We start from the raw sequence: 22,731 nt of genomic DNA, 5'->3' as shown, positions 1-22,731 counted from the left end.
GAGCACGGGGGGCGCACGGAGTCATGTGACCCGGACAAGTCCGTAAAGCGAACACCGACTCCGCATAGTGCACTTGGCCTGAACAAGTCAAGGTCTGTCTTTTCTTCTAAACCTCTAGTCAAATGACGTCACTTGAACACGCGTTGAACGTGCGCGCGCGGATTCCTCCATGACCCGGATCCCCCTGTCCGTGCGCGCGGCGCGGGGGAGGAACTCAAGTGACCAGCAGATCCTGGACGTTCAGAGCGGCCGCGATCGGGGTGACGCTCGCGGCGGCCTCCGCCACCTTCGCCACCTTCGCCGTCGCGGAGGCGAGCACCCGGACGCAGGCGGCGGCCAACCGGCACGACCCGGCCCCGGTGAAGCAGCGGAAGCACGACCTCGACGGTCCGCTGAGCAAGACCCAGGACGCCCAGCGCCGGGAGGCCCTGAGCCAGCTCATATCGGGCAAGGCCAAGGCGCAGGAGCGCAACGGCTCCAAGGTCCTGGCGCTCAAGAGCGGCAAGGGCAAGAGCAAGTACGTCGAGCTGAGCCGCGAGAAGACCGACAAGATCTTCACGATCCTGGTGGAGTTCGGGGACAAGACGGACCCGAAGTACGGCGGAACCCCCGGTCCGCTGCACAACACCATCGCCGCGCCGGACCGCAAGAAGGACAACTCCACGGCCTGGCAGAAGGACTACAACCAGAAGCACTACCAGGACCTCTACTTCGGCACCGGCAAGAAGACCGAGTCGCTGAAGAAGTACTACGAGAAGCAGTCCTCGGGTCGCTACTCGGTCGACGGCGAGGTCTCGGACTGGGTCAAGGTCCCGTACAACGAGGCCCGTTACGGCAACAACGCCTGCGGCCAGACCAACTGCACGAGCGTGTGGAACGTGGTCAGCGACGGCGTCAGCGCCTGGGTCGCGCAGCAGAAGGCGGCCGGCAAGTCCGACGCCGCGATCAAGGCGGACCTGGCCAAGTACGACCAGTGGGACCGCTACGACTACGACCACGACGGCAACTTCAACGAGCCCGACGGGTACATCGACCACTTCCAGCTCGTGCACGCCGGTGAGGACGAGTCCGCGGGCGGCGGCGCGCAGGGCAAGGACGCGATCTGGGCCCACCGCTGGTACGCCTTCGGCACCGACGCCGGCGCCACCGGCCCCCAGAACAACAAGCTCGGCGGCGCGCAGATCGGCGACACCGGCATCTGGGTCGGCGACTACACCATCCAGCCGGAGAACGGCGGCCTCGGCGTCTTCGCCCACGAGTACGGCCACGACCTGGGCCTGCCGGACGAGTACGACACCGACGGCGGCGACAACTCCACCGGCTTCTGGACCCTGATGTCCTCCGGTTCCTGGCTCGGCACCGGCAAGGAGTCCATCGGCGACCTGCCCGGCGACATGAACGCCTGGGACAAGCTGCAGCTGGGCTGGCTGAACTACGACACCGCCAAGGCCGGCGCGCAGTCCACGCACAAGCTGGGCGTCGCCGAGTACAACACCTGGGACAAGCAGGCCCTGGTGGTCAACCTGCCCGACAAGGCGGTCACCACCACCATCACCGAGCCGTCCCAGGGCTCGGCCCAGTGGTGGAGCGGCAGCGGCAACGACCTGAAGAACACGCTGACCCGGTCCGTGGACCTCACCGGCAAGTCGTCGGCGAAGCTGGACCTGGACGGCTGGTGGGCCATCGAGGACGGCTACGACTACCTGTACACCGAGGTGTCGACCGACGGCGGCGCCAACTGGACCGCCGTCAACGGTACGGCGGACGGCCAGGCCATCCCGCAGGACGGCGGCGGCAAGCCCGCGCTGACCGGCTTCTCGCAGACGCACAAGAAGCTGTCGTACTCCCTGGACGCCTACGCGGGCCAGAAGATCCAGCTCCGCTTCCGCTACGCCACCGACGGCGGTGTCGCGGAGAACGGCTTCACGGCCGACGAGATCGCCGTGACCGCCGACGGCACGCCGGTCTTCTCGGACGACGCCGAGACGCAGGACGCCGCTTGGACGTCGAACGGGTTCTCCCGCATCGGCGCGTCCTTCACCAAGGACTACAAGCAGTACTACATCGCCGAGAACCGGCAGTACGTGTCGTACGACAAGCAGCTCAAGACCGGCCCGTACAACTTCGGTTCGGCCAAGCGCCCCGACTGGGTGGAGCACTACCCGTACCAGAACGGTCTGTTGATCTGGAAGTGGGACACCTCCCAGGCGGACAACAACACCAATGAGAAGGACCACCCGGGCACGGGCCTGATCCTGCCGATCGACTCCCACCCGACGGCGATGAAGTGGTCCGACGGCACGCTGATGCGCAACCGCATGCAGGCCTACGACTCCCCGTTCAGCCTCTACGGCACGGACGGCATCACCCTGCACAAGGCCGACGTCGTGACGAAGATCAAGGCGTCGAAGGGTGTGTCGGTCTTCAACGACCACACCGGCACCTACTACGACCCGGCGAACCCGACCGGGGGCGTGAAGGTCACTGACACCAACACCAAGATCGCGATCGTCAAGGAGGCCAAGGACGGCTCGACGATCTTGCTGAAGGTCGGACCCGCGGTGAAGTAGTCCGCATCTTCGCAGGTCAGAGACGTATCGGCGGCAACCCCTTGGCGGGTTGCCGCCGATCGTGTTTAGGTGCGTCCTGTGGACCGCTTATTGACACCGACCGAAACGGGGATGTGACCGCATGGCCGCAGGAGGCTTCTGCAAGCTGCCGAACGGCACGGTGGTGGTGGCGCTGAACCTGCCCTACGACGCCGTCGGGGTGCGGGTGCTGGTGCACGCCCAGAACCGCGCCAGGGCCCTGACCAGGCTCCGCAACCTGGGGTTCCGTGCGATCTACCTCCGTGGGAACGCGGCACCTCCGACGCCGGACGAGATCACGGCGGTGCTGCACCATCCCGACGGCCTGATATGGCGGACGGCACCGGCTGACAACGGTGTCCTCGTCAACGAGCTGTGGCACCCGATCCGGGCGCTGCTGCGCAGACCTCCGGCGGTGCCACAGGGGTGACGCGGGCTCCTTCGGAGCGCTTCCCTAGCCGCTGACCACCGGCTTGCCGGTGAGTTCCACACCCGCCGCCCGCAGCTCCTCCAGGGCCCGCTCCGTCGTCTCCGGGGCCACCCCGGCCGTGAGGTCCAGCAGGACCTGGGTGCGGAAGCCCTCGCGGGCGGCGTCCAGGGCCGTGGCGCGCACGCAGTGGTCCGTGGCTATGCCGACCACGTCGACCTCGTCGATGTGGCGGGCGCGGAGCCACTCGGCGAGGGGGACGCCGTTCTCGTCGGCCCCCTCGAAGCCGCTGTACGCCGCCGCGTAGGCCCCCTTGTCGAACACCGCGTCCACCGCGCCGGAGGCGACGGCGGGCGCGAAGTTCGGGTGGAAGCCCACTCCCTCCGTGCCCGCGACACAGTGCGCGGGCCAGGAGCGCACGAAGTCGGGGTTGTCGGCGAAGTGGCCGCCGGGGGCGATGTGGTGGTCGCGGGTGGCCACCACATGGCGGTAGCCCGTCCCCGCGGCCTGGCCGATCAGCTCGGTGACGGCGGCGGCCACGTCCGCACCACCGGCCACCGCGAGGCTGCCCCCCTCGCAGAAGTCGTTCTGCACATCTACGACGATCAAGGCGCGGCGCATGGTGGGTGTCCTTCGACTGTGGGCTAAGTAACTGAGCCTAGAGACTTATGGGCCGGTGCGGGAGGGGGCGTTCGCGGGGGCGGAGGGCCGACCCGCTTTAGCTACCCGACCGCCCGGTGAGGTACTCCGTCGGAAGGACGGGTTCCCCTCGGGAGAGCTGGGTGGCGGACAGGGGGAGGTTGGCGCGGGCGGCGATGTGGCGGTCCCGGGGCACGTCCAGCGGCTCACGGGCCACGACGTCCCCGCCCTTGATCAGCTGCACCAGGAGCCGCTGGTCCGCGAGCTCCGGCGGCACCGGGCCGGTGCCGACGACCTCGGCCTCGGCCACCCCGTCCTCGTCGAGCCGGCGTGCCGCCCACTTGCGTCCGCCGATGGACGTCTTGCCGCCGGTGGACTTCTTCGCGACCGACACCAGGGGCGCCCGCGGGTCGGTGGTCTCGGCGCGGGCGACCAGCTTGTAGACCATGGAGGCGGTCGGGTGCCCGGAGCCGGTCACCAGCTGGGTCCCGACGCCGTACGCGTCCACGGGCGCGGCGGCCAGCGAGGCGATCGCGTACTCGTCCAGGTCCGAGGTCACGACGATCTTCGTGTTCGTCGCGCCCAGCTCGTCCAGCTGCTGCCGGACCCGGTGGGCGACGAGGAGCAGGTCTCCGGAGTCGATGCGGACGGCGCCCAGCTCGGGTCCGGCCACCTCCACCGCCGTACGGACGGCCTCGGCGACGTCGTAGGTGTCCACCAGCAGGGTGGTGCCCCGGCCGAGGGTGTCGACCTGGGCCTGGAAGGCGTCCCGCTCGCGGTCGTGCAGCAGGGTGAAGGCGTGGGCGGAGGTGCCGACGGTCGGGATGCCGTAACGGAAGCCTGCCGCGAGGTCGGAGGTGGTCGAGAAGCCGCCGACGTAGGCGGCGCGCGCGGCGGCCACGGCGGCCAGCTCGTGGGTGCGGCGGGCGCCCATCTCGATCAGCGGGCGGTCGCCGGCGGCGGAGGCCATGCGGGAGGCTGCGGCGGCGATCGCCGAGTCGTGGTTGAGGATCGACAGGAGCACCGTCTCCAGCAGGACGCACTCGGCGAAGGTGCCCTCGACCCGCATGATCGGCGAGCCCGGGAAGTACACCTCGCCCTCCGGGTAGCCCCAGATGTCACCGCTGAAGCGGTAGTCGGCGAGCCACTCCAGGGTCGTCTCGTCGACGATCCCCCGTTCGCGCAGGAAGCCGAGGACGCCCTCGTCGAAGCGGAAGTTCTCCACCGCGTCCAGGACGCGTCCCGTGCCCGCCACGACGCCGTATCGGCGCCCCTCCGGCAGCCGCCGGGTGAAGAGCTCGAACACGCTCCGCCGTTCGGCCGTACCGGCCTTCAGCGCGGCCTGCAGCATCGTCAGCTCGTACTGGTCCGTGAAGAGCGCCGTCGAGGGAACGTTCACCGGCAGCCCAAGGTCCGCTGTGTTCATGACCATGATGCTACACCCCTTCGCGTCAGTGTGACGATTTCTGGCCAGCGTGGCAGCATGGTCACTGTGACGTCACCCGCGCCCGTAGAGATCGAACGCACCGAGTCGGCGGAGGAGGTCTTCGCCGTACCCGAGCCCGACGTCCCCTGGGTCACCATCGTGCACAACGACCCGGTCAACCTCATGAGCTATGTGACGTACGTCTTCCAGACGTACTTCGGCTACACCAAGGACAAGGCCACCAAGCTCATGCTCGATGTCCACCACAAGGGCCGGGCGGTCGTCTCCAGCGGAACCCGCGAGGAGATGGAGCGCGACGTGCAGGCGATGCACGGCTACGGTCTGTGGGCCACCCTCCAGCAGGACCGGAAGTAGCGAACCGACTTACATGCCCGGACATTTCGAACCGCTTCCCGGCGGCGGCGCGGCCGTCGCGCTCGACGACGTCGAGATCTCCATCATCCGGTCGCTGGCCGTCCAGCTCCTGGAGCTCATCGGCCCGGGCCCCGGCCCCGCCGAGGGCGCCGAGACCGATCCGCTCGCCGAGCTGTTCGCCGAGGGGCCGAGCGAGCCGCCCGCGGACCCCGTCCTGCGCAGGCTCTTCCCGGACGCCTACAGCGACCCGGAGCAGGCCCCCGAGTCACCCGCCCAGGCCGAGGAGCGGCGGGCCCACTCCGCCGAGTTCCGCCGCTACACCGAGAACGACCTGCGTGCCGGCAAACGGGAGAACGCGCTCGCGGTGATCCGCAGCCTGGACGCGCTCGCGCCGGTGGACGAGACCGGGGCGGTGCTGAAGCTGTCGCCGACGGAGTCGAGGCACTGGCTCGGTGCCCTGAACGACCTGCGGCTGGCGATCGGCGCCCGGCTGGAGATCACCGACGAGGACGACACCGACCTGCTCTACCGGCTCCCGGACGAGGACCCGCGCAAGCCGATGGTGATGGCCTATCTGTGGCTCGGCGGTCTGCAGGAAACCCTGGTGACGACCCTTATGCCGTAATCCGGGTCGGTTTGCCGCCCTCGAGTGTTCGCTCAGAGGACGCTCAAATCCGGATAACGATCCCGTCACCGTTGCGGCCTGGTTTGCCGCATTCGGGCGTTCTTTGTCCGCTTTTACCTATGGGATGCGTCACAGCGCGTCTCTGTGATCAATATTGCGGCCGTGATAAATCTTCACGACCGCCCGGCCGACACCACCCATGTCCGGCCGGGTGCGCCACCGAGCCGACGACCGTCGGCCAGGCAACGACTCCAGCAATCCGGGGGGATCGAAACCCGATCCGAGGCCGACTGAAGGCCGCGGGTCGGCATGGAGAAAGGCGCACCACACATGACCTCATCGCAGGTCGACCAGCTTCGCGACGGCAATGAGGCCGCGCGGGCCGAGGACAGCGAGGGCGGCGAGGGGTATCAGCGCGGGCTCGGCGCCCGGCAGATCCAGATGATCGCCATCGGCGGTGCCATCGGCACCGGCCTCTTCCTCGGCGCGGGCAAGGGCATTTCCAAGGCAGGGCCCAGCCTGATCCTGGCGTACGCCATCGCGGGCCTCGTCATCTTCTTCATCATGCGGGCGCTCGGCGAGCTGCTGATGTACCGCCCGGTGTCGGGTTCGTTCTCGGAGTACGCGCGCGAGTTCATCGGCCCGTTCGCCGGCTTCGTGACCGGATGGACGTACTGGCTGTTCTGGGTGGTCACCGGCATCACCGAGGTCACGGCCGCGGCCGCCTACATGACGTACTGGTGGAACATCCCGCAGTGGCTGTCGGCCCTGGTCTTCACGGTCGTGCTGTACGGCGCCAACCTGATCTCCGTGAAGCTCTTCGGTGAGCTGGAGTTCTGGTTCTCCATGGTCAAGGTCACCGCGATCATCGGCATGATCCTGATCTGCGCCGGCATCCTGACGATCGGTTTCTCCGACGCCGGCGACACCGCCTCCGTGGCCCACCTGTGGAACGACGGCGGCTTCTTCCCGCACGGCGTCGGCAACACGCTGATGACCCTGCAGATGGTCATGTTCGCCTTCCTCGCCGTCGAGCTGGTCGGTGTCACCGCGGGCGAGTCCAAGGACCCCAAGAAGGTGCTGCCGAAGGCGATCAACACCGTGCCGTGGCGCATCGCCGTGTTCTACATCGGCGCGCTGATCATGATCCTGTCGGTCGTGCCGTGGACGAGCTTCCACGCGGGTGCGAGCCCGTTCGTGGTCGCCTTCGAGAAGATGGGCCTGCCCGCGGGCGCCGGCATCGTCAACTTCGTCGTCCTCACGGCCGCGCTGTCCTCCTGCAACTCCGGCATGTACTCCACCGGCCGCATGCTGCGGGACCTGGCGCTCAACAACCAGGGCCCGAAGTTCTTCACCAAGCTGACCCGCAGCGGCACCCCGCTGGTCGGCACCACGTTCTCCGCCGCGCTGATGCTCGTCGGCGTCTGGATCAACTACCAGTGGCCGGGCAAGGCGTTCGACTACGTGGTGTCCTTCGCGACCATCTCCGGCATGTGGGCCTGGATCGTCATCCTGCTCTGCCAGATCCGCTACCGGGCCAAGGCGAACCGCGGGGAGCTGCCGCAGAGCGAGTTCCGCGCGCCGGGAGCGCCGTGGACGAGCGTCGTCGCGCTGCTGTTCATCTTCATGGTGATCGTGCTCATGGGTATCGACAAGGACGCCCGGGTCTCGCTGTACTGTGCCCCGCTGTGGGCCGCGATCCTCGGCGTCTCCTACTGGGTGCTCAAGCGCCGCAACCCGGAGGCCGCGGCCTTCCGCAAGCGCTGACCTTTCCCCCAAGGACGTCCGGCCGGCGGGAGTACTCGTGGCACTCCCGGCGGCCGCCGCTCAGGGCGTCCGGCATGTGGGCCGTCCCGTACCACACCTCGGTACGGGACGGCCCCTCTGCTTATCCTGACCGTCATGCTGACCATCACCCAGGCCCTGTACGACCAGATCGTCGCCCACGCCCGCAAGGACCACCCCGACGAGGCGTGCGGGGTCGTCGCGGGCCCGGCGGGTTCGGACCGCCCCGAGCGCTTCATCCCGATGCTCAACGCGGCCATGTCGCCCACCTTCTACGAGTTCGACTCGGGCGACCTGCTCAAGCTCTACCGCGAGCTGGACGACCGCGACGAGGAGCCGGTGATCATCTACCACTCCCACACCGCGACCCAGGCCTACCCCTCCCGGACCGACATCTCCTACGCCAACGAGCCCGGCGCGCACTACGTGCTGGTGTCCACCGCGGACACCGACGGCCTCGGCGAGTTCCAGTTCCGTTCCTTCCGCATCGTGGACGGGGAGGTCACGGAGGAGGAGGTCACGGTGGTGGAGACGTACTGATCTCACCATTCGGTCGGTAACCGTCCGTCATGCGGGATCACACTCCGGGCCCTCGACCGGGAATCGATACGATGAGCCCATGGTTCTGAATGTGGTGCGAGCCCGCTGCTGACGTACCGAGCCTGCCGCCCCGACGACACCTTCCGACAGGAGCCCGCAACCATGGCCATCGAGGTCCGCATCCCCACCATCCTTCGCACCTACACCGACGGTCAGAAGGCGGTCGAAGGCACCGGGGAGACCCTCGCCGAGCTCTTCGCCGACCTCGAGACCCGGCACGCGGGCATCCAGGCCCGCATCGTGGACGGCGACCAGCTGCGCCGGTTCGTCAACGTCTACCTGAACGACGAGGACGTGCGCTTCCTGGACGGCATCAACACCAAGCTGTCCGACGGCGACAACGTGACCATCCTGCCGGCGGTCGCCGGCGGGATGCGCTGATCGGCCGCTGAGCAGCGATGCGCTACGACTCCCCGCTGGCCGCGGTGGGCAACACCCCGCTGGTGTGCCTGCCGCGGCTGTCGCCGTCGGCCGACGTCCGGATCTGGGCCAAGCTGGAGGACCGCAACCCGACCGGCTCGGTCAAGGACCGTCCCGCCCTGCACATGATCGAGCAGGCGGAGAAGGACGGGCGACTCACCCCGGGCTGCACCATCCTGGAGCCCACCTCCGGCAACACCGGCATCTCCCTCGCCATGGCGGCCAAGCTCAAGGGCTACCGCATGGTGTGCGTGATGCCGGAGAACACCTCGCAGGAGCGCCGGGACCTGCTCGGCATGTGGGGCGCGGAGATCATCTCCTCGCCGGCCGCGGGCGGCTCCAACACCGCGGTCCGCGTGGCCAAGGAGCTGGCCGCCGAGCACCCCGACTGGGTGATGCTCTACCAGTACGGCAACCCGGACAACGCGGGCGCCCACTACGCCACGACCGGCCCGGAGATCCTCGCCGACCTCCCCTCGGTCACCCACTTCGTCGCGGGCCTCGGCACCACCGGCACCCTGATGGGCGTCGGCCGCTACCTGCGCGAGCACCGGCCGGGCATCCAGATCGTCGCCGCCGAACCGCGCTACGACGACCTGGTGTACGGCCTGCGCAACCTGGACGAGGGCTTCGTGCCGGAGCTGTACGACGCCTCCGTGCTGACCACCCGCTTCTCGGTCGGCTCGGCCGACGCGGTCACCCGTACCCGTGAACTCCTCCAGCAGGAGGGCATCTTCGCGGGCGTCTCCACCGGCGCCGCCCTGCACGCGGCGATCGGCGTGGGGAACAAGGCGGTCAAGGCGGGGGAGCCCGCCGACATCGTCTTCGTCGTGGCCGACGGAGGCTGGAAGTACCTCTCCACCGGCGTCTACACGGCGGCCACCACCGAGGAAGCCATCGAGACGCTCCAGGGCCAGCTCTGGGCCTAGGGTCCTTCCTTCCGGATCGGGGCGCCTCAAGCCCGCCCCAGCCCCCTCCTATGAGGGGGCCAATCCATTTCTATGGCGGGGCAAAGAATTCCGTCCGGTACTGCCGGTGAAGCCGGGGCCAGGGCTACGTTCCTCCCGCGCCCTGACATGTCACGCTCACCCAACGTGACGTGCGGGGTGTCTGTGAATGTCATGCTCATGACTGCGCGGTTTCTGCCGCCGCTACGCGCGTCACGGGCCTGCCAATCCAGTGCGGATCCCCACTTCCAACGGAGGCAGTTCCCCATGCGCGAGTCACGCCCGAGCAGGCGGAGACGGAGTCTGCGAAGACTCCTTGCCGTCGCCTTCCCCGCCCTCGCCCTCACCGTCGCCGGATTCACCGCGGCACCGACGGCAGGGGCCCAGGCCGCCGCCGCTCCCGCGCCCCACACCGCCAAGGCGACGCAGAACGCCAAGGCCCTGACCGCCCCCGAGCGGCAGACCTTCCACTCGACCGGCAAGGCCGGCCAGAAGGTCCCCACGACCCACCTGTGCGCCACCGCCGAGCCGGGCCACGCGTCCTGCTTCGCCCAGCGCCGCACCGACATCAAGCAGAAGCTCGCCTCGGCGCTCGCCGCCGCCGCGCCCTCCGGTCTCTCCCCGGCCAACCTGCACAGCGCCTACAACCTGCCCACCACGGGCGGCTCGGGCCTGACGGTCGCCGTGGTCGACGCCTACAACGACCCCAACGCCGAGTCGGACCTCGCCACCTACCGCTCCACCTACGGCCTGTCCGCCTGCACCAAGGCCAACGGCTGCTTCAAGCAGGTCGGTCAGACCGGCTCCACCACCTCGCTGCCCACCAACGACAGCGGCTGGGCCGGTGAAGAGGCGCTCGACATCGACATGGTCAGCGCGGTCTGCCCGAACTGCAACATCATCCTGGTCGAGGCGAACTCCGCGAACGACACCGACCTCGGCATCGCCGAGAACGAGGCCGTCTCGCTGGGCGCCAAGTTCGTCTCCAACAGCTGGGGCGGCGACGAGGCGTCCTCCCAGACGACCGAGGACACCCAGTACTTCAAGCACCCGGGCGTGGCGATCACCGTCTCCGCGGGCGACTCCGGCTACGGCGCCGAGTACCCGGCGACCTCCCAGTACGTGACCGCCGTCGGCGGCACCGCGCTCACCACCTCCGCCAACTCCCGCGGCTGGAGCGAGTCGGTGTGGAACACCAGTTCCACCGAGGGCACCGGCTCCGGCTGCTCCGCGTACGACCCGAAGCCGAGCTGGCAGACCGACACCGGCTGCTCCAAGCGCATGGAGGCCGACGTCTCCGCGGTCGCCGACCCGGCCACCGGCGTGGCGGTCTACGACACCTACGGCGGCTCCGGCTGGGCGGTCTACGGCGGCACCAGCGCCTCCGCGCCGATCATCGCCGGTGTCTACGCCCTCGCGGGCACCCCGAGCGCGAGCGACTACCCGGCGAAGTACCCGTACTCCCACACCGGCAACCTGTACGACGTGACCAGCGGCTCCAACGGCTCCTGCTCCACCTCGTACTTCTGCAGGGCCACCACCGGCTACGACGGCCCGACCGGCTGGGGCACCCCGAACGGCACCACCGCCTTCACCTCCGGCTCCAGCACCGGCAACACGGTGACCGTCACCAACCCGGGCAGCCAGTCCACCGCCACCGGCGGCTCGGTCAGCCTGCAGATCCAGGCCACCGACAGCGCGGGCGCGGCCCTCACCTACAGCGCCACCGGCCTGCCGACCGGCCTGTCCGTCAACAGCTCCACCGGCCTGATCTCCGGTACGGCGTCCACAGCGGGCACCTACCAGGTCACGGTGACCGCGAAGGACTCCTCCGGCGCCTCCGGCGCGACCTCCTTCACCTGGACGGTCGGCACCTCCGGCGGCGGCTGCTCCTCCTCCCAGCTGCTGGCCAACCCGGGCTTCGAGTCGGGCAGCACCGGCTGGACCGCGAGCAGCGGTGTGATCACCACCGACTCCGGTGAGGCCGCCCACGGCGGCTCCTACAAGGCCTGGCTGGACGGCTACGGCTCCTCGCACACCGACACGCTGTCCCAGTCGGTGACGATCCCGGCCGGCTGCAAGGCGACGCTCACCTTCTACCTGCACGTCGACACCGCCGAGACCACCACCAGCACCGCGTACGACAAGCTGACGGTCACCGCCGGTTCGACCACCCTGGCGACCTACTCGAACCTCGACAAGGCCTCCGGGTACACGCAGAAGACCTTCGACCTGTCCTCGCTGGCGGGCCAGACGGTCACCCTGAAGTTCAACGGCGTGGAGGACTCCTCGCTGCAGACCAGCTTCGTGGTGGACGACACCGCCCTCACGACCGGCTGAGCCGCACCGCACCCGCTCCACCCGATCCCGCACACGACCGGCCCGGCCCGTCGTGTGCGGGATCCTCATGCGCGCGTGGTACGTCACATCTGCACCAGGCGGCCGGTCGTCCGGCCACGGCAGAAAGGCGAACCCCATGCGCCGTACGACCCTGTGCGCCCTCGCGGCGGCAGCACTGCTCCTCGCCGGCTGCGGCTCGCAGAGCGGCAAGGACACCGGCAGCAACGGCAAGGTCTCCCCGGCCCCCTCCTCCCCCTCCTCCTCGTGCGCGCAGCTGGTGGAGCTGAAGGCCGCCGACAACGGCCGTACGGTCTGCGTCGCCAAGGGCGGCGAGGTCCGGCTCACCCTGGACGGCACCAAGGACCGCCCCTGGAAGCCGGTCATGACGAGCGGCACCGCGCTGCAGGCCATCAACGCGGGCTTCGTCATCCAGCCGGGGGACGCGACGGCCGCCTACCGGGCGGTGTCCACCGGCACCGCGAAGCCGACGTCCTCCCGGCCCCTGTGCGCGCAGCCCACGGGGTCGGGCCAGGTGTCCTGCAAGGGGATCCAGGAGTGGACGGTCACGGTGAACGTGAAGTGACTAGCCCGCGAGGTGCCGTACCTGGTCCCACAGAACCGGGTCGACCACACCGACCCGGCGGCGGAAGTCGCCGACCGGCACCTCGCGCAGCTCGTCGGTCTCCAGGAAGCTGGGCCGGCCCCGGGCGTCGCCGACCGCGCCCGGCGGCAGCGGGATGACCCCGGCCCGCTCGTCGTGGTACTTGCTGGTGATCTTCGCGACCGTGGCCCGGTCGCCGCGCACGGCCAGCACCAGACAGGGCCGGTCTTTTATCTCGGTGCGGTCCTCGTAGGGGACGTTCGCCCACCAGATGTCCCCCGGCACCGGCCGCCCGGCCCGCGTCCTGCGGGCGCCCGGCCGGCCCGGTGGCCGCAGCCGCCGGCCGCCGGGCCGGCGGCCGTGTCCCCAGCCGTCCACGAGCGTGGCGACCAGCGCGAGCAGTACCACCGCCGCGAGCGCCAGCCACCAGGACGTGTCCATAGGCACGACGTTACCGGCGTGCGCCGAGCACCGCGCGCCCTCTTGTGAACCTCATGCGCCCCTGGTCCAGCCGAACCGGTGACAGCACAGGTGAGTTCGCCCACAACGGCCCCTGGCGGAGGAGCGACCCGCGCTTTCGCGCCTTACGCTCGACGGACCGCACGACCCCTGTCTGCCCGTACCCCACAGGCTCCCGTCCCCGCCCACCGCTCTCCCGCCAACGGAGGTTTCTGCTTCATGAAGCTCACCGTCGTCGGCTGCTCGGGGTCGTTCCCGTCCGCGGAATCGGCCTGCTCGAGCTACCTCGTCGAGGCCGACGGCTTCCGGCTGCTTCTCGACATGGGCAACGGCGCCCTCGGCGAGCTGCAGCGCCACTGCGGTCTCTACGACCTCGACGCGATCTTCCTCAGCCATCTGCACGCCGATCACTGCATCGACATGCTCGCCTACTTCGTCGCGCGGTACTACCGGCACGACGGCGGCCGCTGCGCCCCGATCCCCGTCTACGGGCCCGAGGGCACCGAGCACCGGCTCACCACCGCCTACGCGGACACCCCCTCCGCCTCCTCCATGAGCGAGGTCTTCGACTTCCACACGGTCAAGCCGTCCACGTTCGAGATCGGCCCGTTCACCGTGCACACCGAGCGGGTCCGCCACCCGGTGGAGGCGTACGGCATCCGTGTCGAGCACGGCGGGAAGTCCCTGGTGTACTCCGGCGACACCGGGGTGACCGGGGCGCTGGACTCGCTGGCCCGCGACGCCGACCTGTTCCTGTGCGAGGCCGCGTTCACGCACGGCAAGGAAAGCATCCCCGACCTGCACCTCAACGGGCGTGAGGCGGGCGAGACGGCGGCCCGCGCGGGCGCCCGCCGCCTGGTCCTCACCCACATCCCGCCGTGGACCGACCCGGAGACCAACCTGCGCGACGCGCGCGAGGTGTTCGGCGGTCCGGTGGAGCTGGCCACTCCGCGGGTCACGTACGAGATCTAGCCTGCTTGCATACGAAAGGCCCCGGAACCTTGTCGGTTCCGGGGCCCTTGTCATGCCGTACCGGCGGGCCTCACGCCTTCGTGAGGTCCTCGACCTCCTCCTCGGGCTCGCGGCCCGGGGTGGGGAGGTTGAACTTGGTGATCGCGAAGCGGAAGACGGTGTAGTAGATCGCCGCGAAGACCAGGCCGATCGGGATGATCAGCCAGGGCTTGGTCGCCAGGTTCCAGTTGAGCGCGTAGTCGATGAAGCCCGCCGAGAAGGTGAAGCCGGCGTGGACGCCGAGCGCCCAGGTGATCGCCATGGACAGGGCCGTCAGCACCGCGTGGATCGCGTACAGCAGCGGCGCGATGAACATGAACGCGAACTCGATGGGCTCGGTGACACCGGTGACGAACGAGGTCAGAGCGAGGGAGATCATCATGCCCAGCACGGCCTTGCGGCGCTCGGGGCGGGCGGAGTGCGCGATGGCGATCGCCGCGGCCGGCAGACCGAACATCATGATCGGGAAGAAGCCGGCCATGAACATACCGGCGTGCGGGTCACCGGCGAAGAAGCGGTTGAGGTCACCGTGCACGACCTGGCCGGCCGCGTTCTTGTAGTCGCCGATCTGGAACCACGAGACGGTGTTCACGAACTGGTGCATGCCGACCGGGATCAGTGCGCGGTTGACCAGACCGAACAGACCCGCGCCGAGCGCGCCGAGGCCGGTGATCCACTCGCCGGCGTTGGAGATGCCCTCACCGATCGGCTTCCAGATCAGACCGAAGAAGACGCCCATGGCGGTGCCGACGAAGGCCATGATGATCGGCACCAGCCGGCGGCCGTTGAAGAAGCCGAGCCAGTCCACCAACTGCTTGCGGTGGTAGCGCTGCCACAGCACGGCGGCCAGCAGGCCCATGAGGATGCCGCCGAGAACACCGGGGTTGTTGTAGGTCGCGGCGACGTCCGCGCCCTTCTGTATCTTGGCCTCGGTGACCGGGAAGGCCTTCAGCACGTTGCTGTACACCAGGAAGCCCACCAGGGCGGCCAGTGCCGTCGAGCCGTCCGCCTTCTTGGCGAAACCGATCGCCACACCGATGCAGAACAGCATCGGCAGGTTGTCGAAGATCGCGCCGCCGGCCGTGGCGAACACCGCCGTGACCTTGTCGGGCAGGTGCAGCTTGTCATGGATGTCCTGCTGGCCCAGACGCAGCAGGATGCCCGCCGCCGGGAGGACGGCGATGGGGAGCTGCAGGCTGCGGCCGACCTTCTGCAGGCCCTGGAAGAGGCCGGATCCCCGCTTCTTTGCGGGAGCCGCCGTCGCGGTGGCGGTGCTCATGGATGGTTCCTCCATCGGTGGTGGTCTACACCACTCAGTGGTGTAGACCTGTTGTAGCACGATGAAGGCGGTACAAGGAACCACGAAATCCGCTACGGAAACGCTACGCGGCGTGCTGATGTGTCAGGGGAGGCCGATCCGCCCGGGATCCCGCTCAGGCCTTGGTGGTGTCCTCGACCTCTTCCTCCGGCTCCCGCCCCGGAGTCCTCAGGTCGAACCTCGTGATCGCGAACCGGAACACCGTGTAATAGACGGCCGCGAAGCCCAGGCCGATCGGGACGACGGCCCACGGCCTGGTCGCCAGGTTCCAGTTGATGACGTAGTCGATCAGCCCCGCCGAGAAGCTGAAGCCGTCGTGCACCCCCAGCGCCCAGGTCACCGCCATCGACACACCGGTCAGCACCGCGTGGACCGCGTACAGGGCGGGCGCGATGAACAGGAAGGAGTACTCGAGCGGCTCGGTGATGCCCGTGACGAACGAGGTGAGCGCCACCGAGAGCATGAGTCCGCCGACCTCCTTGCGGCGGGCGGGCCGGGCGCAGTGCGTCATCGCCAGCGCGGCGGCGGGCAGCGCGAACATCATGATCGGGAAGAAGCCCGAGGTGAACTGGCCGGCGTTCGGGTCGCCCGCGAGGAACATGTTGATGTCGCCGTGCACCGGACTGCCGCCGGGCGGGGTGTAGGTGCCGAACTGGAACCAGATGGGCACGTTCAGGAACTGGTGCAGGCCCACCACCAGCAGCGCCCGGTTCGCGACCCCGAACACCCCCGCGCCCCAGGAGCCGGCGTCCCGCAGCCACTTGCTGAAACTCTCCAGGCCGGCACCGACGGGCGGCCAGATCCACAGGCACAGCGCCGCGAAGGCGATGGCGACGAACGCCATGATGATGGGGACCAGACGACGGCCGTTGAAGAAGCCCAGCCAGTCCACCAGCCTCGTGCGGTGGTAGCGGGCCCAGAAGAAGGCCGCCAGCAGGCCCATGACGATGCCGCCGAAGACCCCGGGGTTCTGGAAGGTGTACGGCGTCACCGCACCGGCGCCCGCCCCCACGCTCACCTGGCAGCCGATGTCCGGGATCGTCTTCGAGCCACCCGGGCACGCCTGCGGGAACTGGTGCAGGACGCCGTAGTAGACGAGGAAGCCGGCCACCGCCGCGAGCGCCGTAGAGCCGTCCGACTTCTTCGCCATGCCGATCGCGACGCCCACGCAGAACAGCAGCGGAAGACCGAGGGAGCCGTCGAGCAGCGCGCCGCCCGCGCCCTTCATCACCTTCGACACGGCGGTCCAGCCCAGGCCCTGGTCGCCGAAGACGTCCGGCTGCCCCAGCCGGTTCAGGATGCCCGCGGCCGGCAGCACCGCGATGGGCAGCTGGAGGCTGCGGCCCATCTTCTGCAGCCCCTGGAACAGCCGGTTCCAGCGCTCCCGCGCCGGGCTCACCGTGCTGTGCGCGGGCGCGCTCTCGGCGCTCATGGCGTCCTCCCGGCCGCTCGACTCGGACGCGGTTTGGCGACCGTCCCCCGGGTGGTGTAGACCAGTTGGCGGACGGTTCCGCTGTCGTGATCGCCATCATTCGGCACGGACGGCATGACCGCTCGCGAAGATGGGCCAACTGTGGGTTACTGCGACAAAGCGGTTCGGATCAGGGAGAAGCAACATGGCCAGCAAGGCTGAGAAGATCGTCGCCGGCCTCGGCGGGATCGACAACATCGAGGAGATCGAGGGCTGCATCACCCGACTGCGCACCGAGGTGTCCGACCCCTCGCTGGTCGACGACGCCGCCCTGAAGGCCGCCGGCGCCCACGGCGTCGTCAAGATGGGCACCGCCATCCAGGTCGTCATCGGCACCGACGCCGACCCGATCGCCGCGGAGATCGAAGACATGATGTGAGCCACGGGCTCACCGGCGAGGGGCTCTTCCCGACACGGGACGAGCCCCTTCCTCATGTGCGGCTAGGCTCATCCGCATGTCTCGCATCGACGGCCGTACCCCCGAACAGCTCCGCCCGGTCACCATCGAACGCGGCTGGAGCAAGCACGCCGAGGGCTCCGTCCTCGTCTCCTTCGGTGACACCAAGGTCTTCTGCACCGCCTCCGTCACCGAAGGCGTCCCCCGCTGGCGCAAGGGCAGCGGCGAGGGCTGGGTCACCGCGGAGTACGCCATGCTTCCCCGTGCCACCAACACCCGAGGCGACCGCGAGTCCGTCAAGGGCAAGATCGGCGGCCGTACCCATGAGATCTCCCGGCTCATCGGCCGGTCCCTGCGCGCCGTCATCGACTACAAGGCGCTCGGCGAGAACACCGTCGTCCTCGACTGCGACGTCCTCCAGGCCGACGGCGGCACCCGCACCGCCGCCATCACCGGCGCCTACGTCGCCCTCGCCGACGCCGTCGCCTGGGCGCAGGGCAAGAAGCTGATCAAGGCAGGCCGGCAGCCGCTCACCGGCACCGTCGCCGCCGTCTCCGTCGGCATCGTCGGCGGCGTCCCGCTGCTCGACCTCTGCTACGAGGAGGACGTGCGCGCCGAGACCGACATGAACGTCGTCTGCACCGGCGACGGCCGCTTCGTCGAGGTCCAGGGCACCGCCGAGGCCACCCCCTTCGACCGCGACGAGCTGAACGCCCTGCTCGACCTCGCGGTCACCGGCTGCGCCGAACTGACCGCCCACCAGCGCGCGGCCCTGGAGGCCACGCTCGCAAAGTAAAGGGCAGACCAACACGACGGGTGCGCGCGGGCAACCCGCGCGCCCTCCCCGGCGTCCTACGTACGAACAGTCGTAACAGGGGAGGGACCCACCACCATGGCCGTCAGCCGACGCCGTCTCACCGCCGTCGCCGCCGTGGCGCTTGCCGCACTGACGGCCGGCCTCACCGCCGGCTGCGACACCGTCGACAAAGCCCTGGACTGCGTACAGACCGCGGACTCCATCGCCGACAGCGTCACCGAGCTGCAGCAGGCCGTGGAGAACGCGGCCGACGACCCCTCCCAGGCCGACGCCTCCCTCGACTCCATCCAGCAGAACCTGAAGAAGATCGGCGACAAGACCGACGACGCCGACGTCAACAAGGCGGTCGACGACATCGACAAGGCCGTCGACAACGTGCGGACGGCCATCAGGAACGGCGACAAGACCCCGGACGTGGGGCCGGTCACGGACGCGGCCGGCGAACTGACGAAGGTCTGCACGAAGTAGGACCTCCGCGCGGGGGGAGCGGGGCGCGGCTCAGTGCCCTCCGTCGCGACGCCGCTCGCGCTCCTCGCGCTCCTCGCGCAGCAGCCCGTGCCGCTCCTCGCGCCGTGCCCGGAGCAGCTCGTGCCGCTCCTGGCGCAGCTCCAGCTTCTCCTGCCGGCGCTGCTCCTTCAGACGCTTCTGCTCGGCCCGCGTCACCTTGCGCTCCACACCGACCCCGCCCCAGAAGGCGAACCCGCCGATGATCACACGCGGGGCTCCCGGCTCCGGCGGCCCGTCGTCCCTCGGGTGCTCGAAGCCGCCCATCACCCCGATGCCCCGGACGACGACCTCGACGCCCGGCGGCACGATGACCTGCATCCCGCCCATGACCGCCACACAGTTGATCTCGACCTCGTGGTCCGCGAAGTTCGCCTCGCGCAGGTCGATCTCGCCGCCGCCCCAGAACGCGAAGCAGTTGAACCGCTTCGGCACCGTCCAGCGGCCCTTGCGCTCGAACCCCGACATGATGGCGATCCCGCCCGTCGAGGACCCCTCGCCCCCGACGATCCGCGACGCCCAACCCCCCGCCTCCACAGGCCCCTTGACGAAGGAGACCGGCGCGGGCGGCGCCACGGCACCGGACGCCGGCAGATCCCGGGTCAGCGGCGCCAGCTCACCGTACGTGCGCGCCGTGTAGGCCGCCTCCAGCCGCTCCTCGAACTCCTCCATGTCGAGCCGCCCCTCCGCGAGGGCGTCCCGCAGGACCTCGGCGACCCGTTCCCGGTCGGCGTCGGAGGCCCGGAGATCCGCAGTTGCGTCGTCGGTCATGGCAGCAGCCTACGAGACCGCCTTCTCCGCGTACATCTTGGCGATGACGGCCTCGATGTCCGGCTCCCGCACCGACAGATCCACCAGCGGATACCGAGCCGCGAGCGACGCGACGAGCGGCGCCGCCGACTGCCCCGCCGGGAACGCCAGCCACTGCCGGGGCCCCTCCACCCGCACCACCCGCGCCGCCGTCACCTCGACCGGCGGCAACTCCCGCTCCAGGTCCACCACCAGCAACCGCTCGCTCTCACCGACCTCGTGCAGCCCCGCCAGCGGGCCGTCGTACATCAGCCGGCCGTGGTCGATCACCATCACCCGGGAACACAACTGCTCGATGTCCTGCAGATCGTGCGTGGTCAGCAGCACGGTCGTGCCGCGCTCGGCGTTCAACTCCCGCAGAAACCCACGCACCTTCGCCTTCGACACCACGTCCAGGCCGATCGTCGGCTCGTCCAGGTACAGCACCTCCGGGTCGTGCAGCAACGCCGCCGCGATGTCACCGCGCATCCGCTGCCCCAGCGACAGCTGCCGCACCGGCACGTCCAACAACGCCTGAAGCTCCAGCAGTTCCACGCACCGGTCCAGGTTCTCCCGGTAACGCGCGAGCGGGATCCGGTACATGCGGTGCGCCAGCCGGTAGGAGTCGATCAGCGGCAGGTCCCACCACAGCGTCGTACGCTGCCCGAACACCACCCCGATCCGGTGCGCCAGCCGCGTCCGCTCCCGCGAGGGATCGATGCCCGCCACCCGCAGCCGTCCCGCGCTCGGCGTCAGGATCCCGGTCAGCATCTTGATCGTGGTCGACTTCCCGGCACCGTTCGGACCGATGTACCCCACCATCTCGCCGCGCGCCACGGTGAACGAGAGCGAGTCCACCGCCCGCACCTCGCGCCGCTCCCGCCTGAGGAACCCGGTCTTCCTGCGCACCTCGAAGACCTTCTCGACCCGCTCCAGCTCGATGAAGTCGCCCACGCTAGCTCCCTGTACTCCGATACGAACGAAGCCCCGCCCGCCAGGCCAGCCCGGCCAGCGCACAGCAGCCGACCGCCACCAGCGGGGGAGTCCACGCCACCCACACCGGCAGCCGGAGCGGATACGCCCGCCCCAGCACCCGGCTCGCGGGCAGCCAGTTGACGAAGGCCAGCGGCAGCACGAACGTCACCCCGCGCACCAGCTCCCTGCCGAACACCGTCGGCGGATACTGCAGCAGCGTCGTACCGCCGTACGTGAACGCGTTCTGCACCTCCGAGGCGTCCTGCGCCACGAACTGGAACGCCGCCCCCGCCACGAACACCGCGCAGAAGATCCCGAAGCCGCTCAGCACCGTCACCGGCATCAACAGCAGCTTCCCCGCCGTCCAGTGCACCTCCAGCCGCGACAGCGACCAGCCCAGCACCAGCGAACCCTGCGTCACCCGGCCCAGCCGCCGCAGCGCGAACCGGTCGGCCGCCACCTGCGCCAGCACCGGCGCCGGCCGCACCAGCAGCGTGTCCAGCGTGCCGTCCCGCAGCCGCCGCCCCAGCCGGTCCATCGACCCGATCACCAGATCCGCCAGCCCGAAGGAGACCGCCGACAACCCGTACAGGAACGCCACCTCCGGCAGCGACCAGCCGCCCAGGGCGTCCACCCGGGAGAACATCAGCGTGATCGCGACGAAGTCGAAGAACGTCGCCGCGAAATTCCCGACCGTGGTCATGGCGAACGACGCCCGGTAGGCCATCGTCGACCTGATCCACATCCCGGCGATCAGCCGGTAGACCCGCGCACCCTCCGCGAGCCGGCCGCGCTCAGCCACCCTGCACCACCACCCGCCGCGTCGCCGCCGACTGCACCAGCCGCCCCGTCCCCAGCAGGGCCACCGCCCACGCGCCCTGGAAGGCATACGTGCCCAGCGGATCCCCGTGCCCGAGCAGGATGTCCGCCGGCGCCTGCAGCAGCGACGACCAGGGCAGCACCCGCACGACCTCCCCGAGCGCGCCCGGGAACACGTTCAGCGGCAGCAGCATCCCCGAGCAGAAATAACCCAGCAGCCACGCCATCTGCCCCACCCCCGTGCCGTCCAGCAGCCAGAACGCGGACAGTGCCACCAGGTACCGGATCCCGAAGCCGACCACCATGGCCAGCAGCACGGCGACGAAGAAGGCCGCCCACCTCCCCGCGTCCGTCGGCAGGTACGCCGGGAAACACAGCGCCCCGAAGACGAACGGGAGCACCCCCCGCCCCAGCAACTGGAAGAACGCCCGCCCCACGTCCGCGGCCAGCCACCACAGCTGGAGATCGGCGGGCCGGTACAGGTCGATCGCGACGTCCCCCGTACGGATGCGTTCGATCAACTCGTCCTCGACGCCGCCACCACCGATCGCGAGGGTCGACAAGAAGGCCTGCCCCAGCCACACATAGGTGACGGCCTGCGCCTGGTCATAACCTCCGAGGTGCGGTTTCACGTCCCACAGCGCCCGATACGTGTAGACGAGGATCAGCCCGAAGACCGTGTTGGTGAACACCCCTGCCGCAGTGGCCGCCCGATAGGTCGCGTACCGTCTGAATCCCCCCGCCGCGACGGCCACGTACAACCGTCCCGCGCCCACGCCAGTCGACCTCCTCGGACCGCTCGACACCGAAGCGCAGGAGCCTAGTCCGGAGGCCCGGCGGCCGGCCACGCATTTTGTGCCGGAAGCGTGCCGGAATCCGGGAACGGAACGCCAGGTGCGAGAGTCTTCACACCGGGGGCGCAGAAGCGTACGAGGCGTACAGGAACGTACGACGCGAAACAGGAGTCCGTGCACGAGATGAGCGACGAGCCGCAGCCGCAGCAGCCGAAAGAAGGCGTGGCGCCGGAAAAGCCGCTGCCGGCTGAAGGGCCCGGGGCCCCGGGGGGCCGCGTGGAGCAGGCCACCGACAGGGGGAAGGGGACGCAGAGCAGCGGTGCCGCCGACAACGCCGACGGCACCGACAACGCCGACGGCACCGACAACGCCGACGGCACCGACAACGCCGACGGCACCGACGGCGCCGGGAAACCCGGGGACGCCAAGCCTGGGCGGGCGAACTCCGAGGACCGCTCGGCCACGGCCGGACCGGTGACGCCGGGTGACGCTTCGAGCACGTCCGGCGACGCGTCCGAGAGCGGCTCGGGCGGGTCCGGCGGGGTGGCCCCGGGCCGTTCCGGCGCGGCTGCGGAGCGCACGGGCCGCGACGACCGTACGGCCT

General features: G+C 69.6%; 23 protein-coding genes. 14 read left to right on the top strand and 9 right to left on the bottom strand.

The features are described from left to right. The first annotated feature begins 218 nt into the window (after window positions 1–218). Window positions 219–2,570, top strand: coding sequence for an immune inhibitor A domain-containing protein (locus ACIHEJ_RS17215; RefSeq protein ID WP_400135881.1), 2,352 nt, complete (start codon window positions 219–221; stop codon window positions 2,568–2,570). A 121-nt stretch (window positions 2,571–2,691) separates the two neighbouring features. After that, window positions 2,692–3,018 (top strand): hypothetical protein, encoded by a 327-nt coding sequence (locus tag ACIHEJ_RS17210; protein WP_400135878.1) that lies wholly within the window; start codon window positions 2,692–2,694, stop codon window positions 3,016–3,018. A 24-nt stretch (window positions 3,019–3,042) separates the two neighbouring features. Here ACIHEJ_RS17210 and ACIHEJ_RS17205 read toward each other — a convergent pair whose 3' ends face one another. Next, a complete protein-coding gene (locus tag ACIHEJ_RS17205; RefSeq protein ID WP_400135875.1) occupies window positions 3,043–3,636 on the bottom strand; it encodes an isochorismatase family protein in 594 nt (197 codons plus the stop codon). A gap of 97 nt (window positions 3,637–3,733) precedes the next feature. Continuing rightward, window positions 3,734–5,080 carry a nicotinate phosphoribosyltransferase gene (locus ACIHEJ_RS17200; RefSeq protein ID WP_400135872.1) on the bottom strand — a complete coding sequence of 449 codons (1,347 nt, stop codon included), beginning with the start codon at window positions 5,078–5,080 and terminating at the stop codon, window positions 3,734–3,736. 57 nt (window positions 5,081–5,137) lie between these two features. On the opposite strand from ACIHEJ_RS17200, the gene clpS reads away from it, so the two are divergent. The 8 genes from clpS (at window position 5,138) to ACIHEJ_RS17160 (ending at window position 12,755) form a co-directional block, all read left to right on the top strand. After that, on the top strand, window positions 5,138–5,455 hold the full coding sequence (clpS, locus tag ACIHEJ_RS17195; RefSeq protein WP_366010021.1) for an ATP-dependent Clp protease adapter ClpS: 318 nt from the start codon (window positions 5,138–5,140) through the stop codon (window positions 5,453–5,455). A gap of 13 nt (window positions 5,456–5,468) precedes the next feature. Beyond that, window positions 5,469–6,080, top strand: coding sequence for a DUF2017 domain-containing protein (locus ACIHEJ_RS17190; RefSeq protein ID WP_400135868.1), 612 nt, complete (start codon window positions 5,469–5,471; stop codon window positions 6,078–6,080). Between the two features lie 330 nt (window positions 6,081–6,410). After that, window positions 6,411–7,847 (top strand): amino acid permease, encoded by a 1,437-nt coding sequence (locus ACIHEJ_RS17185; RefSeq protein WP_400135865.1) that lies wholly within the window; start codon window positions 6,411–6,413, stop codon window positions 7,845–7,847. Between the two features lie 135 nt (window positions 7,848–7,982). Continuing rightward, on the top strand, window positions 7,983–8,405 hold the full coding sequence (locus ACIHEJ_RS17180) for a Mov34/MPN/PAD-1 family protein (RefSeq protein ID WP_400135862.1): 423 nt from the start codon (window positions 7,983–7,985) through the stop codon (window positions 8,403–8,405). A 162-nt stretch (window positions 8,406–8,567) separates the two neighbouring features. Beyond that, window positions 8,568–8,846 carry a MoaD/ThiS family protein gene (locus tag ACIHEJ_RS17175; protein ID WP_400135859.1) on the top strand — a complete coding sequence of 93 codons (279 nt, stop codon included), beginning with the start codon at window positions 8,568–8,570 and terminating at the stop codon, window positions 8,844–8,846. Between the two features lie 17 nt (window positions 8,847–8,863). Then, window positions 8,864–9,814 (top strand): PLP-dependent cysteine synthase family protein, encoded by a 951-nt coding sequence (locus ACIHEJ_RS17170; RefSeq protein ID WP_400135856.1) that lies wholly within the window; start codon window positions 8,864–8,866, stop codon window positions 9,812–9,814. 285 nt (window positions 9,815–10,099) lie between these two features. Further along, the gene (locus tag ACIHEJ_RS17165; RefSeq protein WP_400135853.1) at window positions 10,100–12,172 is read left to right on the top strand and encodes a putative Ig domain-containing protein; all 2,073 of its coding nucleotides are present in this window, start codon (window positions 10,100–10,102) and stop codon (window positions 12,170–12,172) included. A gap of 136 nt (window positions 12,173–12,308) precedes the next feature. Then, window positions 12,309–12,755, top strand: a complete 447-nt coding sequence (locus ACIHEJ_RS17160) for a hypothetical protein (protein WP_400135850.1) — start codon at window positions 12,309–12,311, stop codon at window positions 12,753–12,755. Here ACIHEJ_RS17160 and ACIHEJ_RS17155 read toward each other — a convergent pair whose 3' ends face one another. After that, on the bottom strand, window positions 12,756–13,214 hold the full coding sequence (locus ACIHEJ_RS17155) for a type II toxin-antitoxin system PemK/MazF family toxin (RefSeq protein ID WP_400135848.1): 459 nt from the start codon (window positions 13,212–13,214) through the stop codon (window positions 12,756–12,758). Window positions 13,215–13,451: 237 nt separating this feature from the next. Here ACIHEJ_RS17155 and ACIHEJ_RS17150 point away from each other — a divergent pair, with 237 nt between their 5' ends. Beyond that, complete coding sequence (locus tag ACIHEJ_RS17150) at window positions 13,452–14,204, top strand: MBL fold metallo-hydrolase (RefSeq protein ID WP_400135845.1); 753 nt, start codon at window positions 13,452–13,454, stop codon at window positions 14,202–14,204. 70 nt (window positions 14,205–14,274) lie between these two features. Here the strand turns inward: ACIHEJ_RS17150 and ACIHEJ_RS17145 are convergent, their stop codons facing one another. After that, window positions 14,275–15,522 (bottom strand): PTS transporter subunit EIIC, encoded by a 1,248-nt coding sequence (locus ACIHEJ_RS17145; protein ID WP_400135842.1) that lies wholly within the window; start codon window positions 15,520–15,522, stop codon window positions 14,275–14,277. Window positions 15,523–15,676: 154 nt separating this feature from the next. Beyond that, a complete protein-coding gene (locus ACIHEJ_RS17140; protein ID WP_400135839.1) occupies window positions 15,677–16,993 on the bottom strand; it encodes a PTS transporter subunit EIIC in 1,317 nt (438 codons plus the stop codon). Between the two features lie 184 nt (window positions 16,994–17,177). Between ACIHEJ_RS17140 and ACIHEJ_RS17135 the strand changes: the two genes are divergently transcribed. From ACIHEJ_RS17135 to ACIHEJ_RS17125, 3 genes are all read left to right on the top strand, one after another. Then, window positions 17,178–17,411 (top strand): PTS glucose/sucrose transporter subunit IIB, encoded by a 234-nt coding sequence (locus ACIHEJ_RS17135; RefSeq protein ID WP_366010034.1) that lies wholly within the window; start codon window positions 17,178–17,180, stop codon window positions 17,409–17,411. A gap of 76 nt (window positions 17,412–17,487) precedes the next feature. Further along, window positions 17,488–18,225 (top strand): ribonuclease PH, encoded by a 738-nt coding sequence (gene rph / locus ACIHEJ_RS17130; protein ID WP_400135835.1) that lies wholly within the window; start codon window positions 17,488–17,490, stop codon window positions 18,223–18,225. 96 nt (window positions 18,226–18,321) lie between these two features. Continuing rightward, complete coding sequence (locus ACIHEJ_RS17125; RefSeq protein WP_400135832.1) at window positions 18,322–18,714, top strand: hypothetical protein; 393 nt, start codon at window positions 18,322–18,324, stop codon at window positions 18,712–18,714. Window positions 18,715–18,744: 30 nt separating this feature from the next. Here ACIHEJ_RS17125 and ACIHEJ_RS17120 read toward each other — a convergent pair whose 3' ends face one another. From ACIHEJ_RS17120 to ACIHEJ_RS17105, 4 genes are read right to left on the bottom strand one after another with little or no spacing between them, the layout of a single operon-like run. Beyond that, window positions 18,745–19,521, bottom strand: coding sequence for a DUF1707 domain-containing protein (locus ACIHEJ_RS17120; protein ID WP_400135829.1), 777 nt, complete (start codon window positions 19,519–19,521; stop codon window positions 18,745–18,747). A gap of 9 nt (window positions 19,522–19,530) precedes the next feature. Further along, window positions 19,531–20,493 carry an ATP-binding cassette domain-containing protein gene (locus ACIHEJ_RS17115; protein ID WP_400135827.1) on the bottom strand — a complete coding sequence of 321 codons (963 nt, stop codon included), beginning with the start codon at window positions 20,491–20,493 and terminating at the stop codon, window positions 19,531–19,533. A 1-nt stretch (window position 20,494) separates the two neighbouring features. Further along, window positions 20,495–21,259, bottom strand: coding sequence for an ABC transporter permease (locus ACIHEJ_RS17110; RefSeq protein ID WP_400136140.1), 765 nt, complete (start codon window positions 21,257–21,259; stop codon window positions 20,495–20,497). A 49-nt stretch (window positions 21,260–21,308) separates the two neighbouring features. Next, on the bottom strand, window positions 21,309–22,109 hold the full coding sequence (locus ACIHEJ_RS17105) for an ABC transporter permease (RefSeq protein ID WP_400135824.1): 801 nt from the start codon (window positions 22,107–22,109) through the stop codon (window positions 21,309–21,311). Window positions 22,110–22,731: the final 622 nt, after the last annotated feature.

The sequence above is a fragment of the Streptomyces sp. NPDC052301 genome, assembly GCF_044593395.1.
Classification (GTDB): domain Bacteria; phylum Actinomycetota; class Actinomycetes; order Streptomycetales; family Streptomycetaceae; genus Streptomyces.
The sequence above is the reverse complement of the archived record's forward strand: the minus strand, read 5'-3'. Positions and strand labels throughout refer to the sequence as shown.

Bases quoted from the DNA above. Each gene is read 5' to 3' on its own strand.
- ACIHEJ_RS17185 (WP_400135865.1), top strand. From the start codon at position 6,411: ATGACCTCATCGCAGGTCGACCAGCTTCGCGACGGCAATGAGGCCGCG.
- ACIHEJ_RS17160 (WP_400135850.1), top strand. From the start codon at position 12,309: ATGCGCCGTACGACCCTGTGCGCCCTCGCGGCGGCAGCACTGCTCCTC.
- ACIHEJ_RS17170 (WP_400135856.1), top strand. From the start codon at position 8,864: ATGCGCTACGACTCCCCGCTGGCCGCGGTGGGCAACACCCCGCTGGTG.
- ACIHEJ_RS17110 (WP_400136140.1), bottom strand. From the start codon at position 21,259: ATGTGGATCAGGTCGACGATGGCCTACCGGGCGTCGTTCGCCATGACC.
- rph (WP_400135835.1), top strand. From the start codon at position 17,488: ATGTCTCGCATCGACGGCCGTACCCCCGAACAGCTCCGCCCGGTCACC.
- ACIHEJ_RS17150 (WP_400135845.1), top strand. From the start codon at position 13,452: ATGAAGCTCACCGTCGTCGGCTGCTCGGGGTCGTTCCCGTCCGCGGAA.
- ACIHEJ_RS17165 (WP_400135853.1), top strand. From the start codon at position 10,100: ATGCGCGAGTCACGCCCGAGCAGGCGGAGACGGAGTCTGCGAAGACTC.
- ACIHEJ_RS17210 (WP_400135878.1), top strand. From the start codon at position 2,692: ATGGCCGCAGGAGGCTTCTGCAAGCTGCCGAACGGCACGGTGGTGGTG.
- ACIHEJ_RS17190 (WP_400135868.1), top strand. From the start codon at position 5,469: ATGCCCGGACATTTCGAACCGCTTCCCGGCGGCGGCGCGGCCGTCGCG.
- ACIHEJ_RS17125 (WP_400135832.1), top strand. From the start codon at position 18,322: ATGGCCGTCAGCCGACGCCGTCTCACCGCCGTCGCCGCCGTGGCGCTT.
- ACIHEJ_RS17200 (WP_400135872.1), bottom strand. From the start codon at position 5,080: ATGAACACAGCGGACCTTGGGCTGCCGGTGAACGTTCCCTCGACGGCG.
- ACIHEJ_RS17120 (WP_400135829.1), bottom strand. From the start codon at position 19,521: ATGACCGACGACGCAACTGCGGATCTCCGGGCCTCCGACGCCGACCGG.
- ACIHEJ_RS17180 (WP_400135862.1), top strand. From the start codon at position 7,983: ATGCTGACCATCACCCAGGCCCTGTACGACCAGATCGTCGCCCACGCC.
- clpS (WP_366010021.1), top strand. From the start codon at position 5,138: ATGGTCACTGTGACGTCACCCGCGCCCGTAGAGATCGAACGCACCGAG.
- ACIHEJ_RS17145 (WP_400135842.1), bottom strand. From the start codon at position 15,522: ATGAGCACCGCCACCGCGACGGCGGCTCCCGCAAAGAAGCGGGGATCC.
- ACIHEJ_RS17135 (WP_366010034.1), top strand. From the start codon at position 17,178: ATGGCCAGCAAGGCTGAGAAGATCGTCGCCGGCCTCGGCGGGATCGAC.
- ACIHEJ_RS17205 (WP_400135875.1), bottom strand. From the start codon at position 3,636: ATGCGCCGCGCCTTGATCGTCGTAGATGTGCAGAACGACTTCTGCGAG.
- ACIHEJ_RS17175 (WP_400135859.1), top strand. From the start codon at position 8,568: ATGGCCATCGAGGTCCGCATCCCCACCATCCTTCGCACCTACACCGAC.
- ACIHEJ_RS17155 (WP_400135848.1), bottom strand. From the start codon at position 13,214: ATGGACACGTCCTGGTGGCTGGCGCTCGCGGCGGTGGTACTGCTCGCG.
- ACIHEJ_RS17140 (WP_400135839.1), bottom strand. From the start codon at position 16,993: ATGAGCGCCGAGAGCGCGCCCGCGCACAGCACGGTGAGCCCGGCGCGG.